At 74.0% G+C, this 14,332-nt stretch carries 13 protein-coding genes and 1 pseudogene; 9 read left to right on the forward strand and 5 right to left on the reverse strand.

Going from position 1 to position 14,332, the window contains the following annotated elements:
• Positions 1–7: 7 nt before the first annotated feature.
• From HNR68_RS21360 to HNR68_RS21380, 5 genes are all read left to right on the forward strand, one after another.
• A complete protein-coding gene (locus HNR68_RS21360) occupies positions 8–730 on the forward strand; it encodes a methyltransferase (RefSeq protein WP_343050305.1) in 723 nt (240 codons plus the stop codon).
• Positions 727–1,536, forward strand: coding sequence for a Rossmann-like domain-containing protein (locus tag HNR68_RS21365; protein WP_179723538.1), 810 nt, complete (start codon positions 727–729; stop codon positions 1,534–1,536). Before HNR68_RS21360 ends, HNR68_RS21365 begins: the two co-directional genes overlap by 4 nt.
• Positions 1,537–1,616: 80 nt before the next feature.
• Positions 1,617–2,552 (forward strand): GHMP family kinase ATP-binding protein, encoded by a 936-nt coding sequence (locus tag HNR68_RS21370; RefSeq protein ID WP_343050307.1) that lies wholly within the window; start codon positions 1,617–1,619, stop codon positions 2,550–2,552.
• Entirely contained in the window at positions 2,533–3,543 is a 1,011-nt protein-coding gene (locus HNR68_RS21375) for a pyridoxal-phosphate dependent enzyme (protein WP_179723539.1), read from the forward strand. The genes HNR68_RS21370 and HNR68_RS21375 overlap by 20 nt, the downstream gene beginning before the upstream one ends.
• 37 nt (positions 3,544–3,580) lie before the next feature.
• Positions 3,581–4,822: an MFS transporter gene (locus tag HNR68_RS21380; RefSeq protein ID WP_179723540.1), complete on the forward strand. Its 1,242-nt coding sequence runs from the start codon at positions 3,581–3,583 to the stop codon at positions 4,820–4,822.
• Here the strand turns inward: HNR68_RS21380 and abc-f are convergent.
• A pseudogene (gene abc-f / locus HNR68_RS27690) lies at positions 4,803–6,400 on the reverse strand (ribosomal protection-like ABC-F family protein). The gene HNR68_RS21380 and the pseudogene abc-f sit on opposite strands and share 20 nt — an antisense overlap.
• A 153-nt stretch (positions 6,401–6,553) precedes the next feature.
• On the opposite strand from abc-f, the gene HNR68_RS21390 reads away from it, so the two are divergent.
• Positions 6,554–7,159, forward strand: a complete 606-nt coding sequence (locus tag HNR68_RS21390) for a TetR/AcrR family transcriptional regulator (RefSeq protein ID WP_179723541.1) — start codon at positions 6,554–6,556, stop codon at positions 7,157–7,159.
• Between the two features lie 370 nt (positions 7,160–7,529).
• On the opposite strand, the gene HNR68_RS21395 is transcribed toward HNR68_RS21390, so the two are convergent.
• A complete protein-coding gene (locus HNR68_RS21395; RefSeq protein ID WP_179723542.1) occupies positions 7,530–7,844 on the reverse strand; it encodes a hypothetical protein in 315 nt (104 codons plus the stop codon).
• 76 nt (positions 7,845–7,920) lie between these two features.
• Entirely contained in the window at positions 7,921–8,208 is a 288-nt protein-coding gene (locus HNR68_RS21400) for a hypothetical protein (protein WP_179723543.1), read from the reverse strand.
• 526 nt (positions 8,209–8,734) lie between these two features.
• On the opposite strand from HNR68_RS21400, the gene HNR68_RS21405 reads away from it, so the two are divergent.
• The 3 genes from HNR68_RS21405 to HNR68_RS21415 all read left to right on the forward strand — a co-directional run bounded on the left by HNR68_RS21405 (position 8,735) and on the right by HNR68_RS21415 (position 12,151).
• On the forward strand, positions 8,735–10,027 hold the full coding sequence (locus tag HNR68_RS21405) for a hypothetical protein (RefSeq protein ID WP_179723544.1): 1,293 nt from the start codon (positions 8,735–8,737) through the stop codon (positions 10,025–10,027).
• A gap of 294 nt (positions 10,028–10,321) precedes the next feature.
• On the forward strand, positions 10,322–10,732 hold the full coding sequence (locus tag HNR68_RS21410; protein WP_179723545.1) for a hypothetical protein: 411 nt from the start codon (positions 10,322–10,324) through the stop codon (positions 10,730–10,732).
• A gap of 81 nt (positions 10,733–10,813) precedes the next feature.
• A complete protein-coding gene (locus tag HNR68_RS21415) occupies positions 10,814–12,151 on the forward strand; it encodes a hypothetical protein (RefSeq protein ID WP_218888377.1) in 1,338 nt (445 codons plus the stop codon).
• A 129-nt stretch (positions 12,152–12,280) separates the two neighbouring features.
• Here HNR68_RS21415 and HNR68_RS21420 read toward each other — a convergent pair whose 3' ends face one another.
• Together HNR68_RS21420 and HNR68_RS21425 are read right to left on the reverse strand one after the other, a co-directional pair.
• Complete coding sequence (locus tag HNR68_RS21420) at positions 12,281–13,699, reverse strand: selenium-binding protein SBP56-related protein (RefSeq protein WP_179723546.1); 1,419 nt, start codon at positions 13,697–13,699, stop codon at positions 12,281–12,283.
• A gap of 75 nt (positions 13,700–13,774) precedes the next feature.
• Positions 13,775–14,296 (reverse strand): DinB family protein, encoded by a 522-nt coding sequence (locus HNR68_RS21425; protein ID WP_179723547.1) that lies wholly within the window; start codon positions 14,294–14,296, stop codon positions 13,775–13,777.
• Positions 14,297–14,332 lie beyond the last annotated feature (36 nt).

Here is a 14,332-nt window from a genome sequence, read left to right on the forward strand (position 1 = left end):
CAAAACTGTGGCACACCCAGTGCTCCCCGACCAGCTCCCCGAACCCCTGCCCGCAGCGCAGATCATCGCGCTCAACCGGCCCGGGCCCGACCTGCACACCACCCGCTGCTACGAGTGGAACGGGTGGACCTTCACCGTGCCGCCCGGCGTGTTCCGCCCCGGGGCGACCAGCCGGATGGTCCACGAACGCCTGCTCGACGGGACCATCGACGTCGAGGGCCGGGTGTACGTGGCGATGGGTGTCGGGCTCGGCGTGGAAGCCGTGGTGGCCGGGCGCCGCGGCGCTGCCGAGGTCCACGCCTGCGACGTCGACCCCGCCAGCGTGCGCGCCGCGCAGCAGTGCTTCGACGAGCTGGCCGCGCCCACCAGCAGCAGCACCTTCGTCCCGGTCGTCTCCGACCTCTTCGAGGAGTTCCCGCCCGGGTTTCGCGCCGACGTCATCACCTTCAACCCGCCCGCCGTCAGCCAGCGGGTCAGCGACGACCCGGCGGTCGTGCGCAACGTCTGCACGGGCAGCCCGCTGGTGGCTCGGTTCTTCACGCAGATCGCCGAGCGCCGCCTGCTGGCCCCCGGCGGCGAGGTGTTCCTGATCGTGTCCAACACCGCGGACCTGCGGGCCATCATCGGCCACGCCACCGGGCTCGGGTTCGCGACCGAGATCGCCCACCTGCACGACTGGCAGGACGGCGTGCTGACCTACCTGTTCCGGCTGACCGAGGAGGACCGATGACCGTGGCCACGGTCGCCGAGCTGACCACCCAGGTGCTCGCCGGGGAGCACGGCCCCGACCCTGCGGAGCTGACCGCGACCAGCGTGTTCTGGCTGCACCACGGGACCCGGCTGGCCGGCGGCGACACCACCTACCTCAACCAGTACGTGCTGGTGCGCGTCGGCGGGTCCTTCGGCGCCTGCGCCTTCGAGGCCGGGGAGCTCGACCCGGCGATCGGCCGGGAAGCGTCCGGATCCCCGCTCGACGAGCTGCTCCGCGACGCCCGCACCCCGCTGCGCATCGCCGCGCTCGACGCCTACCTGGCCGAGGTGCGCCCGCACCGCGAGTCGGACGCCGAGCCGGTCACCCTCCCCGCCGGCACGCCCGAACGGCGCGCGCAGGCACGGGACGCCGCGATCGCGGAGCTGTTGGACATCGCCCCCGGCGCGCGGGTGGCGCTGATCGGGGTGGTCAACCCGCTCGTCGCCGCGATCCGGGAGCGCGGCGGGGCGTGCCTGCCGTGCGACCTCAACCTCCGCCGGACCCAGTGGGGCGATCCGGTCGCCGAGTCCATGACCGAGGTGCTGGCACCGGCCGACGCCGTCGTGGCCACCGGGATGACGGTGAGCAACGGCACGTTCGACCACGTCCTGGAGCACTGCCGCGAGCGAGCGGTGCCGCTGGTGGTCTACGCGCAGACGGGCAGCGCGGTGGCGCGGGCGTTCCTCGGCTCCGGCGTGACCGCACTGTCGGCGGAACCGTTCCCGTTCTCGCAGTTCAGCGCCGATCCCACGGTGCTGTACCGGTACCGGGCGGAGGCGGCGTGAGCGTGCACGCGCGGGCAGCGGTGCTCGACGGGAGCAGCACAGTCCTGTGTGGACCTGGGCGTCCGCGGGCCGTGCCGGGAGTGGGGATCGGCCGCGCGCCGGGCCACCACGGGGAGCTCCTGCAAGGCGTCTTCTGGGACACGCTGGGCGAACCGCGCCGTGGTCTGGTCACGCTGCCGATCAGCGGGTCGGGCACCTGCGCGGAGTTCCGGCCGGACCTCGGTACGGCACCGGACGCCCTCACGGTGGTGCCCGCGGACCGGGCCAAGGCCCGGCGCGCGGCGGTGCTGACGTTGGACCTGCTCGGGTCCGCACTGGACACACCGGTGTGCGGCGGGCTGCTGCGGCTGACCGGCGACCTGCCGGTCGGGCTCGGCATGGGCTCGTCGACCAGCGACATCATCGCGGCCGTGCGCGCGGTCGCGGACGCCTTCGGCGTGCGGATGCCCGCGAGCACCGTGGCCGCACTCGCGGTCCGCGCCGAGCAGGCCAGCGACCCGCTCATGCTCGACGACCGCCCGCTGCTGTTCGCGCAACGCGAGGGACGCGTCCTCGAAGTGTTGGGCAACGCACTACCCCCGATGGTCCTCCTCGGCTGCCTCACCGGCGCCGGTCGACCGGTCGACACCCTGCGTCTGCCCACAGTGGACACCTCGTGGGTCGAGGCGTACGAACGGCTCCGCCGCCGGCTGAGGCGCGCGGTCCGCACCGCCGACCTCGCCCTGCTCGGCGCGGTCAGCACCGAGAGCGCCCGGCTCAACCAGCACCTGCTGCCCAAGGAAGAACTGCCGGTCCTCACCGAGGTGGCGCGGTCCTCCAGCGCGGTGGGGATCCAGGTGGCGCACAGCGGCAACGTCGCCGGCGTGCTGTTCGACCCCGCTGCCGCCGACCTGCCGCACCGGCTGGAGCGGTGCCGCACGGCCCTCGCCCGCGCCGGGATCGCGGTCACCCGGGTCTTCCACACCTCGGCAGCTCGTTCAAGGAAGGACACCCCCGTTGTACGACCACGTCGCTGACGCGATCGGCCGGCCGGACCTGGTCCGGCTCGAGGACGGCCTGGTGTGCCTGCGGTTCGAGACGATGAAGGTGGTCTCCGCGCTCGGCGCGGTGCGCCACCTGCTCGACCACGGCGTGGTGCGGCCGGGCGACACCCTGCTGGACAGCTCCAGCGGCATCTACGCCTACGCGCTCGCCCTGGCCTGCCACCGCTACGGCCTGCACTGCCACATCATCGGCTCCACCACCGTCGACGAGGCGCTGCGCACCCAGCTGGCGGTGCTGGGCGCGACGCTGGAACAGGTGGAGCCCTCCCACGACCTGAAGCTGGACCAGAGCCGCCGGGTGCAGCGTCTCCGCGAGGTCCTCGCGGAGAACCCGCACTTCCACTGGATGCGCCAGTACCACGACGACATCCACTACCTCGGCTACCGGGCGGTGGCCGAGGAGCTGGAGCGGCAGCTGGGTGCCGAGGCCATCACGATCGTCGGCGGCGTCGGGTCCGGCGCGTCCACCGGTGCGCTGGCGACGTTCCTGCGCGACAGCTCCGACGACGTGCAGCTGGTCGGGGTGCAGCCGTTCGGCAGCGTCACCTTCGGCAGCGAGCACGTCGCCGACCCCGACATCATCATCGCCGGCATCGGCAGCTCGATCCCGTTCGGCAACGTCGCCCACGAGCTCTACGACGCGATCCACTGGATCTCGTTCACCGCCGCCCTCTCCGGCAGCGTCGACCTGCTGCGCAGGCACGCGGTCTTCGCCGGGCTGTCCACCGGCGCCGGGTACCTGGCGGCGCGCTGGGAACGCGACGCGCGCCCGGAGCGGACGGTGGTGTTCATCGCGGCGGACACCGGCCACCGCTACACCGACTCGGTCTTCCGCCGCCACCACGAGGCCGTCGACCTCGCCGCGCTCGCTCCGCGCCACGTGTCCACGACGGACGACCTCGCACTCCCCTGGTCGCGGATGCGGTGGGGCCGCTCCTCCGCTCCGCGGCAGGCCGCCGCCTGACGACACCCGTCCCCCGACTTCGAGGAGCACCTCCCCGGTGACCACCCCGACCGCACCGCACGTGCCCGAAACCCGTTCAGCCTTCCGCGATCCGGCCTTCCTGCGGCTGTGGGCCGGGACGACGGCGTCCGGCCTGGCGACCTGGGCGCTGCCGTTCGTGCTGGGTCTGGCGGTCCTCGACCGCTCGCTCACGCCGGTGGCGCTCGGGCTGCTGCTGGCCGCGCGCACGGCGGGCTTCCTCACGGCGGTCCCGATCAGCGGTGTCGTGGCCGACCGGTGCTCGCGCCGCACCGTCGTGCTGTGGTCCGGACTGGCCGCCGCGCTCGCGCTGCCGGTGATCGCGCTCGGGCTGGGCTGGTCGGTGCCGGTGACGGCCGCCGCAGCCGCCGTGGCGGGCGCCGGGCAGGGCGCGTGCCGCCCCGCGTTCCAGGCGCTGACGGCGGAAGTCGTCGCCGAGGGGCACCGCCAGCAGGCCAACGCCGCCATGACCGTGGCGGTGCGCGTCAGCACGCTGGTCGCGCCGGGGGCCACCGCGCTGCTGGCGGTGCTCGTCGACGTCCCGGTGCTGCTGCTGGGCATCGGCGGCCTCTGGCTGGTCGCCGCCCTGCTCCCGCCGGCGGGCACCGCGACCGCACCCGAGGCGGGTCCCCGGACGTCGTTCACCGCCGACTTCGTCAACGGGCTCCGCGAAGCGCGCCGGCACCCGTGGTTCCTCGCCGGGCTCGGCGCGCTGACCGCGGTGATCGCCACCGGGTACTCGGCCACCGGTGTGCTGCTCCCCGTGATCAGCCGGGACCGCTACGGCGGTGAAGCCGTGCTCGCCGCGGCGACCACGGCCTACATCGTCGGGGCGCTCCTCGGCGCGGTGGTCGTCGCGCGCTGGCGGCCCCGCGCCCGGGGCTGGGCCGCGCTGGCCGGGCTCGGCTGCTACGCGTTCGCCCCGCTGAGCCTGCTGGTCCCCGTCCACCCGGCGGTCGTCGTCGGCGCCTACGTGGTGGCCGGGCTGGGCATCGAACTGTTCAACGTCCCCTGGTTCACCGCGATCCAGCGCGAGGTCGAGCCGGGCACGCTGGCCCGGGTGTCCGCCCTGGACTTCCTGTTCTCCTACGGCCTCGCGCCGCTGGGCCTGGCCCTCGTCGCCCCGGCGGCCGAGCTGGTCGGGGCCCCGGCGGTCCTGCTCACCTGCACCCTGGTCTGCGCCCTGGCCCCGGCGATCGCGGCGCTGGCGCCGACCAGCCGGACCTTCTCCCGCAGCGGCGTCAAGCCGGCCGCAGGGTGAGGTGCGCGCCCTGCCAGCGCCGGCGCAGCCGGCGGTCGTGGCTGACGACCACGAGGGCACCGCGGTAGTCGGCGAGGGCGGCCTCCAGCTCCTCCACGAGGTCGGGGGACAGGTGGTTGGTGGGCTCGTCGAGCAGCAGCGCATCCGTCGGCTCGGTGACCAGCCGCGCGAGCGCGAGCCGCTGCCGCTGGCCGGTGGACAGCTCCGCCACCCGCGTGGAGAACTGGTCCTCGGGGAACAGGCCGAGGGACAGCAGCTGTTCGGCGTGCTCGGCCGGCCGCCCAGGACGTCCGCGGGCGAACGCGGCCAGCAGCGTCTCGTCCGGCACGGCGGGGCTCGGCTCCTGCGGGAGGTGACCGATCCGGCCGCGGCGGGTGAGGGTGCCGCGGTCCGGTGCGAGGTCGCCGGCCAGCACGCGCAGCAGGGTTGACTTGCCCGCTCCGTTCGGACCCGTGATCAGCACGCGGTCGCCCGGCGCGACCTTGACGCTCGCCGGGGCGAGCCGTCCGGTGACCGCGATGCCGGTGGCGTCGAGGACCACGCCCTGCGCGCTCCCCGCCTGCGGGGTGGTGGTGAAGCGCAGCGGTTCCGGTGGCGGCGGCACCGGCTCGGCCAGCAGCCGGCGCAACCGCTCCTCGGCGTTGCGGACCCGGCTCGCCACCGACCGCTGCACGCGACCGCCCGCCCGGTCGTAGGCCATCTTGTTGCCGTCCCGCATCGCCCGGCCCGGGGCGACCTGGCGCGCCGTGGTCGCGACCACCTCGCGGAGCCGCTCGGTCTCGGCCTGCCACTGCGCGTGGGCCTGCGCCCACCGCTGCCGCGCGGCTGCCTTCTCCGCGCGGAACCCGGCGTAGCCGCCGCCGTAGCGGACGACGCGGTGCCGGTCGGCGTCGACCTCCAGCAGGTGGTCGCGACCCGCTCCAGGAAGACCCGGTCGTGCGAGACGGCGACCGTCGTGCCACGACGGGTGCGCAGGTGCTCCTCCAGCCAGGTCAGGGCGTCGTCGTCGAGGTGGTTGGTCGGCTCGTCCAGCAGCAGCACCTCGGGACCCGCCGCCAGCAGCGCGGCCAGCCGCAACCGGGCCTGCTCCCCACCGGACAGCCCGCCGACGGCGCGATCGCGGTCCACCAGCCCGAGACCGAGACCGTGCAGGGCGCGCTCCACCCGGGCGTCGGCGTCGTAGCCGCCGCGCGCCTCGAAGGCGGTGGTGAGCTCGCCGTACTCGGCCACCACCGACTCGTCGCCGTCGGCCATCGCGGCTTCCAGGTCGCGCAGCCGCTGCTCGAGGGCGCGCAGCTCGCCCAGCGCCCGGTCGATGACGTCCTGCACCGTCCGCTCCGGCGGCAGCTCCTCGTCCTGCGCGACGTGGCCGACGCCGCCGTCGGCCTGGACGGCGACCTCACCCGCGTCGGGTCGCTCCTGCCCGGCGAGCAGCCGCAGCAGGGTGGTCTTGCCCGACCCGTTCTCCCCGACGATGCCGGTGCGCTCGCCCACGGCGAGCGAGCACGTCACGTCATCGAGGACGGGCCTGCCGTGGAAGGACTTGCTGATGTTGCGCGCGGTGATCTGCGTGGGCATGCGTGGTCTCCGAGGCGTTCGAGGGGGGCGCGGCCACCAGGGCCGCAGATCGGGACGAACGCGTCAGAAGAGCATCGGCGACCTCGCTAGCGCGACAACAGTTGCGTTGAGCTTGCGCGCGACCGAACCCGACGAGCAACAGGACCTCCTCCGATGAGCCCCGCACCTCCCCCGGGCAGCGTGCGACCGGGCGGCCGCACCGCGCGGACGCGTGCCCGCGTGCTCGCCGCGGTCAGCGCGGAGCTGGCGGAGAACGGCTACGACGCGCTCACCGTGGACGCCGTCGCGGCCCGCTCAGGCGTGCACCGCACCACGGTGTACCGCCGCTGGCGCGACGTCGGCGGCCTGCTCACCGACCTGCTCGATGCGACGACCGCCGACGACTGGCAGCCCGCGGACACCGGCTCCCTGCGCGGTGACCTCGCCGCCCTGAACCGGGAAGTCCAGGCGGCGCTGACGGAACGCCCGTCGGTCGCCGCTGCCGTGATCGCCGCGTCGTTCCGCTCCGCGGAGAACGCGCGGGCGTTGCGGAGGATGTGGCAGGACCGCTACGCCCGCTGCGGCGTCATCGTCGACCGCGCGGTCGAGCGCGGCGAGCTCCCGCCCGACGTCGACGCGCGCGCCCTGCTGGTCGCCGCGACCGCACCGCTCTACCACGAGCTGGTGCTGCTCGGCACGCCACCCGACCCGGGACTCCCCGACCGCGCGGCCGAGAGCGCCGTGCTCGCCGCGTCCGCGGGCGCGTTCACCCGCTCCTGACGCGCGGACGGGCACCCACGGTCCTCCGGGCTCAACCCCGGATCCGATCGCGAAACCTCGGTCGTGCGCACGGGATCACCGGACGCGGCACGACCGACGACCGTGGCGACACCACGACCCCACCGCGACCGCGGGGTCGCGACAGCGCCCCACTCGTCCCGCCACTGCGGAGCCACCGGAGATCCACAGTGGACCACGCGCCCGGCCGCAGTGCGCGCGAGGACGGGCTGCCCAGCGAACACGTCGCCGAACAGCCCGTTCTCATCGCGTCGCGCGGAGCGCACCGCGACAAGGCCCAACCCCTCTCATGGGAGCTCCGCGCGCAACGCCTCACGGCAGGACGGGGGCTGCACCTGCACCCCCAGCACGGTCAGGGCCGGAAGAAGGGCCCGCCCGCACCGCCGGTACCGGAGCCCCCGGCACCAGCGCCACCGACGCCGGTGCCACCGTTCCCGCCGCTCCCGCCAGCGGAACCGGCGGTGGAACCGTCGCCGCCGTCCCCACCGTCGCCGCCACCGGTGCCCCCACCGGTGCCGCCGCCGTCACCGCCGTCGGCGCCCTCGACCACGACACCGCTCCAGCCGCCGGTGGTCGACAACGTGGACAGGGCCGTGCGGGCTGGGAGCAACTCGAGATGCTGCTCGTCGAGCTCCGCAGCGCTCAACTGCCGCTTCTTCTCCAACATCAGGTCCTCCTCGGCCGTCAGAGCGGATGTGGCGGTCCACTCAGGCGTACCCAAGGAGGTGCGGCGTCAAGGCAGATCACCAACCGAAAATCGGCCCGCCGGCGCCACCGATGCCCGGACCACCGATGCCGAAGCCGCCGAAGCCGAAGCCACCGTCGCCGCCAGGACCACCGAGGCCACCCACGTTGCCGTCGCCGCCGTCGCCGCCGTCACCGCCACCGGTGCCGCCGCCGGTGCCGCCGCCGGTGCCGCCGGCGCCGCCCTCGATCACGACACCGTCCCAACCCCCAGCGTGGAACAACGTCATGACCGTGCGCGGCGGCAGGAACTCCAGGCGCTGCTCGCCCAGCTCTTCGATGCTCAACGGTCCAGTCTCATCGAACACTGTGATCCTCCCCAGTTTCGAACGGGCTCGGAGTGCAACGCGGAGATCGATGCCGGACAAGGTCTCGAAAACCCAGACCCCCGATCCGACGCCCCCAGTCAAACGGCATCAGTTCGGAGGGTAGAGGTGCCCGGGATCGGTCGCAGTCCGAAAACCACGAACCGCCGCGACTCGCGGGAAAATGCCTGGTCGCACGCCACGTTGGCGATTCATCACAGAATTGCGGAAGTGGTTGGACACCCTACCGCGAATTGTGGAGGAGAACCCTCGCCGGAAAAGCGATCCGGCCCCGCGGCCCCGATTCGCACCCCCCGGCCGCACCACCTCTGTCCGGCGCGACGGTCGGACCGATCCGCACCCGCGACGGCACCGCAACCGGTTCGGGTGGTCCGCGCCCGCACTTGCTCGCGCCACCCGCTCGGCTACCGCCACCACTGATCCACCCGGCCTAAACTCCCGCACTGTTTGGCCCAGCCGAAACCATTCCGGTTAAGGAGTAGTGCCGATGCGCAATCTCCCGCTTCGGACCGCGAGGGGCAGCCAGGCCCGGCACTGGTGGCCGCTGCCCAGCGCCGCGATGCTCGCGGTCTCGTTCAGCATCGCCGCGGTCCCGACCGCCCACGCGGCCCCGCCGTCCTGCACGCGGACCCCGAACGCCACGGGGGTGGACGTCGTCTGCGACCGCGGCGTCCCGGAGGGCACCACGCTCGAAGGCACCGACGGCAACGACCGCTTCTACATCAACGGCGCCGTGGCGGGCACGCTCAACGCCCGCGGGGGCGACGACCTGATCATCGTGACCGGCCGCAACGGCGGCCACGGCGGCAAGGGCGGCAACGGGTACCTCGACAGCACCGGCCGCAGCGGCAAGGCCCGTGACGGCAGGAACGGCACCGACGGCGGCAAGAACGGCGGCGAGAACGGCGGAACCGCCGGGACCGACGGCGCCCCCGGCCCCAGCGCGCGGGCCGGCGGCAGCGCCGGGACCGGTGGCCACGGCGGGTCGGGCGGCCCCGGCGTCACCGAGACCGGGGTGATCATCGGGGGCGCCGGCAACGACACCATCACCGTCACCGGCGGCAAGGGCGGCAACGGTGGGCGGGGCGGCAACGGCGGCCCGGGCACCGCCAACCCCGCGGACTCCCGGGGCGGCCGCGGCGGCAACGCCGGGGACGGCGGCACCGGGAACCTCGGCCGCATCGAACCCGGCGCGGGCGAGAACACCGTCACGGTGACCGGTGGCGACAGCGGCATCGGCGGCACCGGCGGCACCGGCGGTGACGCGGTCGCCGGCACCCGCAGCGGCAACGGCGGTGACGGCGGCAACGGCGGCGGTGGCGCCACGCACGCCAACGGGCGCGGCGGCACCGGCAACGGGCCGACCGGCACCATCATCAGCACCGGCGTCGACGAGATCACCGTCCAGGGCGGCAAGGGCGGCATCGGCGGCCGCGGCGGCGACGGTGGCAACGGCCACGAGCCGAGCGCGCGCAAGGCCGCGACGACGAGCAACCAGGTCGAAGGCTCCGGCGGGACCGGTGGGACCGGCGGCGCGGGCGGCATCGCCAACGTCGGCAAGATCCTGTCCCAGGGCGGCGGTCAGGCCGTCGTGCACACCCTCCCCGGCGAGGGCGGCCCCGGTGGTGACGGCGGCACCGGCGGCGACGGCATCACGTCCGGTCTCCCGGGCATGCGCGGCCTCGACGGTGTGGGCGACATCGGCGGCAAGGGCGGCGCAGGCGGTGCCGGCGGGTACCTCGCGACCGCCGTCGCGGAGGCCGGGCGCCGCGACTCCTGACGTCGACGGGGGCGCCCGGCCCCCGTCACGGGAACGGCTGTCCGACACCGGATCCGCTGATCCGGCTCGGACGGCCGAGCACCACCCGGAATGCGAGCACCACGCCTCGACGCGACGCACGGCAGTCCCGCGAACGGTGAACCACGAGCGGGTGATTCGAGGTGCACCCCGCCCTCGGTGCTCCTACGTTCTGCCGTGCGCCAGGAACGTGCCACTGGAGCGCGATCCTCGAGGGGGTGGCTTCGTTCCGGTTCTTCTCGGTGAATCCACTGAATCCTTGCGAAGGAGCACCTGATGCCACGAACCTCTGGACCGCTCAGCGACGCCGAACTCGAGGTCCAGCGCGTGGAGTTCCTCCCGGCGCGCACGGTCATGTCGACCTTCTGGCTGCCGTGGAACGGCACCGACGTCGTCGTCCTCGAACCGGTCCTGACCAATGACGTGGTCGTCCTCGACCCGGCCCCGACCACCCACATCGACGCCTACGGTGAGACCGACGTCACCTCCACCGGTGACATCACCGGCGGTGACGGCGGCACCGGTGGCGGCACCGGTGGCGGCCAGGGTGGCGGCAACGGTGGCAACGGCGGTGACGGCGGCAGCGGCGGCGACGGTGGCGACGGCGGCGATGGCGGCGACGGCATCGGCGGCGACGGCATCGGCGGCAACGGCATCGGCGGCAACGGCGGTCCGAACCTGCACTGACGTCTGCCGTCCTGGTGGTGCGCCGTCCGCGCGACGGCGCACCACCTGCCGTTCTGGGGAGAGCACTGACGAGGAGTCGTGATGGTCGCTGAGGGGCACCGCACCGGGGAGCCCGCGGCCGACGAGGGGATCGCGCAGCTCGTGGTGCCGTCCCTGGTCGAGGGGACCGAGCTGATCGGGCAGTACCAGGGATCCGGTCACCGCGAACCGCCCTACCTGGTGCGCCGCGTCGACGGCCAGGTCCTGCAGCTCTCCCACCTGCTCTACCTGGTGGCGGCCGGGCTCGACGGCCGCCGCACCTACGGGCAGCTCGCCGCCGAGCTCAGCTCCGCGTGGAACCGCGAGATCGCCCCGGAGCAGGTGTCCTACCTCGTCGAGAACCGGTTGCGGCTGGCCGGGATCGTGGCGTCCGGTGCTGGGACCGCGCCGGAGCAGCCCGCACCGCTGCTCAAGAGCCGCGACCGCCTGCTGGCGTTGAAGTTCCGCGTCGCGCTGGTGCCCGAGCACGTCGTCGCGGTGATCGCCCGCACCTTCCAGCCCCTGTTCTGGCCGCCGGTCGTGGTCCTCGTGCTGACCGCCTTCGTCGCGGCCGAGACCTGGCTCGCCGTCCAGGGAGGAGTCACCCACCTGCTGGCGGGCGCGCGGGAGATCGTCGACAAGCCCGAGCAGATCCTGCTGGTGCTGGGCGTGATCGTGCTGTGCGGGATGTTCCACGAGTGCGGGCACGTCGCGGCCTGCCGCTACGGCGGTGCGCGGCCGGGCGCGATGGGCGTGGGCATCTACCTGGTGTGGCCCGCGATGTACAGCACCGTCACCGACTCCTACCGGCTGAGCCGGGGCGGCCGCCTGCGCACCGACCTCGGCGGCGTGTACTTCAACGCGATCGCGATGCTGGTGATGGTGCTCGTCTTCGCCGTGACCGGCCTGCCCTGGTTGCTCGTCGCGCTGGTGGCCTGGCAGGTCTCGACGGTCTGGCAGTTCCTGCCGTCGATCCGGCTGGACGGCTACTACATCCTCAGCGACCTGGTGGGGGTTCCCGACCTGTTCGACCGGATGGGGCCGGTCCTGCGCAGCCTGGTCCCCGGCCGTCCGCTGCACCCCCGGGTCCGGGAGCTGAAGCCCTGGGTCCGGTGGGTGATCACGGCCTGGGTCGTGGTGGTGATCCCGTGCCTGGCCTACTGGATCATCGGTTTCCTCGTGCTCGCGCCGTACGTGCTGCCCGTGGTGTGGCAGGCGCTGGGAACGCACGGGGCCGGCGTGGGCAGCGCGGTGCAGGCGGGCGACGCGGCGGCGGCCGTGGTCGGCGTCCTGCGGATGTTCCTGCTGGTGCTGCCGTGGGCAGGCATCACGCTCGTCCTGTACAACCTCGGCCGCAGCGTCACCCGCCGCGTCCGCCGCCGGGCCGCGGCCCGGCGCTGAGTCCCGTCGTCGGCTCCACGGTCCCCTCCGCCGCGCGGGTGTGCACCGGAGGTGCCGACGCGGGACGAGGAGGTGGGCGGTCTTCCGCGGCGTCGCCGAGGCGGTGACGCCCCCGCCGCGCGGGGTCGGTCACGGGTGGCAGTACGAGTCCGAGGAGGCGTCCCCGCCTTCGAGGCGCACCTGGTGCACGCGCAGCCCGCGGAACTGCTCCCCGTGCGGGAAGAACCGCTCGTCGACGCTGAGTCCCCCGGTGGCCGGATCGGTGTCGAGCCCGGCCAGCCACGCACCCACGCCGTCCGGGTAGAACTGGTCGTCCCACGCGCCGTACAGCGAGTTCGTCACGTAGATGCGTCGCCCGTCCCGGCTGACCTCCACCATCTGCGCACCGCCGGACAACGGCTCGTCCGGGGCCGACGGGTGCGCCTGGCGAGCGGTGATGCCGCCGAGGCGGACCGATCCGGTCTCGCGCGGGTTCGCCGGGTCGCTGACGTCGTACTGCTTGAGCTCACCGGTCCCCCAGCACGACACGTACAGGTACCGGTCGTCGACGGAGAGGTCGATGTCGGTCACCAGCGGCGGCACCGCGCCGAAGGGCCGCAGCACCGGCGGGAGCTGCTCGGCCGGCGCCGGCTCGGCGGGCACGGTGATCACCTTCTCCGCGTGCCAGCCGTCGTCGGCGCGGAACCACCGCCACACCGACGCCGACAGGTCCTCGGTGCTCACGACCACGCCGGCGAAGCCCCAGGTGGCGTTCGGGTCGTGCGACGGCCGCAGTTCGAGGACCATCTGGTGCTGCTCACCGAGGTCGACGCGCTGCAGGTGGCGCCCCTCGGCCAGGTCCCAGAAGTGCAGCGCGTGCCCGTACGCGTCGCGCAGCAGCAGCTCCGGGACGACACCGTCCTCCACCATCGACGGCGTGCCCCACTCGCTGGTGATGAGCGTGTTCTGGTTGAGGTGCCACCAGGAGTCGTAGGACAGGTGCTGCGGGCCCCGGTCGGCCTCCCAGGCGCGCACCACGCTGAAGTCGTCGTGGTCGAGCACCGCGATGCCGCCCGGCCCGTCCGCCCCGTCGGCGGCGCCCAGGCAGGACAGGTAGATCCCGTCCGGCCCGCAGTGCAGGGTGTGCGGCCGGGAGTACCCGGCGTTCGCCGCGAGCTCCTCGGCCGCCACGGTCCGCACCAGCTCCGGCTGGCGCGGGTCGGGGTGGGTGTCGTAGACGTGCAGGTTCGACGAGCGGAGTCCGGGCAGCAGCAGGTAGCGGCGCTGCAACCCGTCGGTGTGGTGCCCGGCGTGGGCGAAGGCGCTGCTGCAGGCGTTCCAGCCGAAGTGGTGCAGCTCGTCGCCGCGGGTCGGCACGTCCACCCACCCCACCACGTCGCCGTGGGTCGACGAGTCCGGGTCGGTGTCGACCACGACGAGGGCGTCGGGCCGCTCGGCGGCGCGGTCGAACGCGACGACGTAGGCCAGGCGTTCCGCTGGGGCGGCGATGGCGTCACTCGGGCTGCGGTAGAAGGTCGGATCGACCCCGTGTCCAGTCGCCGAGCTCATGGCGGCTCCTCGACGAGAGCGGTGTTCCCTCCAGCGTGACCCATCTCGCCCGGCGCGGCGAACCGGGACCGCGGCCTACGCCGACGCGGCGCGCAGCAGGCGGAGCTGGCCGATCTCGGCGACGTTCTTCATCAGCTCGGCGTTCACCCAGGCGAGCGAGTGCGCCAGTGTCTTGTCCGGGTCGTCCTGCCACGGGAACGGCGCCGGCCCGTCCAGGTCGGCGTCGGTGAGCCGGCCCAGCGCCGACACCCACTCGTCCCGGAGCCCGCGCAGCCACTCGACCGCGGACTCCGCACCGGGCCACCGGACGTCGGTGCGCTCGGTCGGCGTCCTGCCCTGCACGTGGTCGGTGGCGACCGTCCACCACCAGCCGAGGTGCCAGGTGAGCCAAGCGATGGTGGGCACCGGCACCGGATCGGGTTCGACCTCGGCGAAGTCGGCCACCCACTCGCCGTCGTCACCGCGCCGCACCGTCCAGCAGTGCGCGGCGGGCTCCCACCGGAAGTCCTCGGGCTCCAGCGCGCCGAGGTGCAGCTCGCACAGCGACCAGGTCAGCCCGAACTGCCAGCGCACGAGGTCGATCCGTGTAGCGAGCACGGCGAGACCGTGGCACACCGGGACGACGGTGGGAAA

The sequence above is a fragment of the Saccharopolyspora hordei genome (genome assembly GCF_013410345.1).
Lineage (GTDB): Bacteria > Actinomycetota > Actinomycetes > Mycobacteriales > Pseudonocardiaceae > Saccharopolyspora > Saccharopolyspora hordei.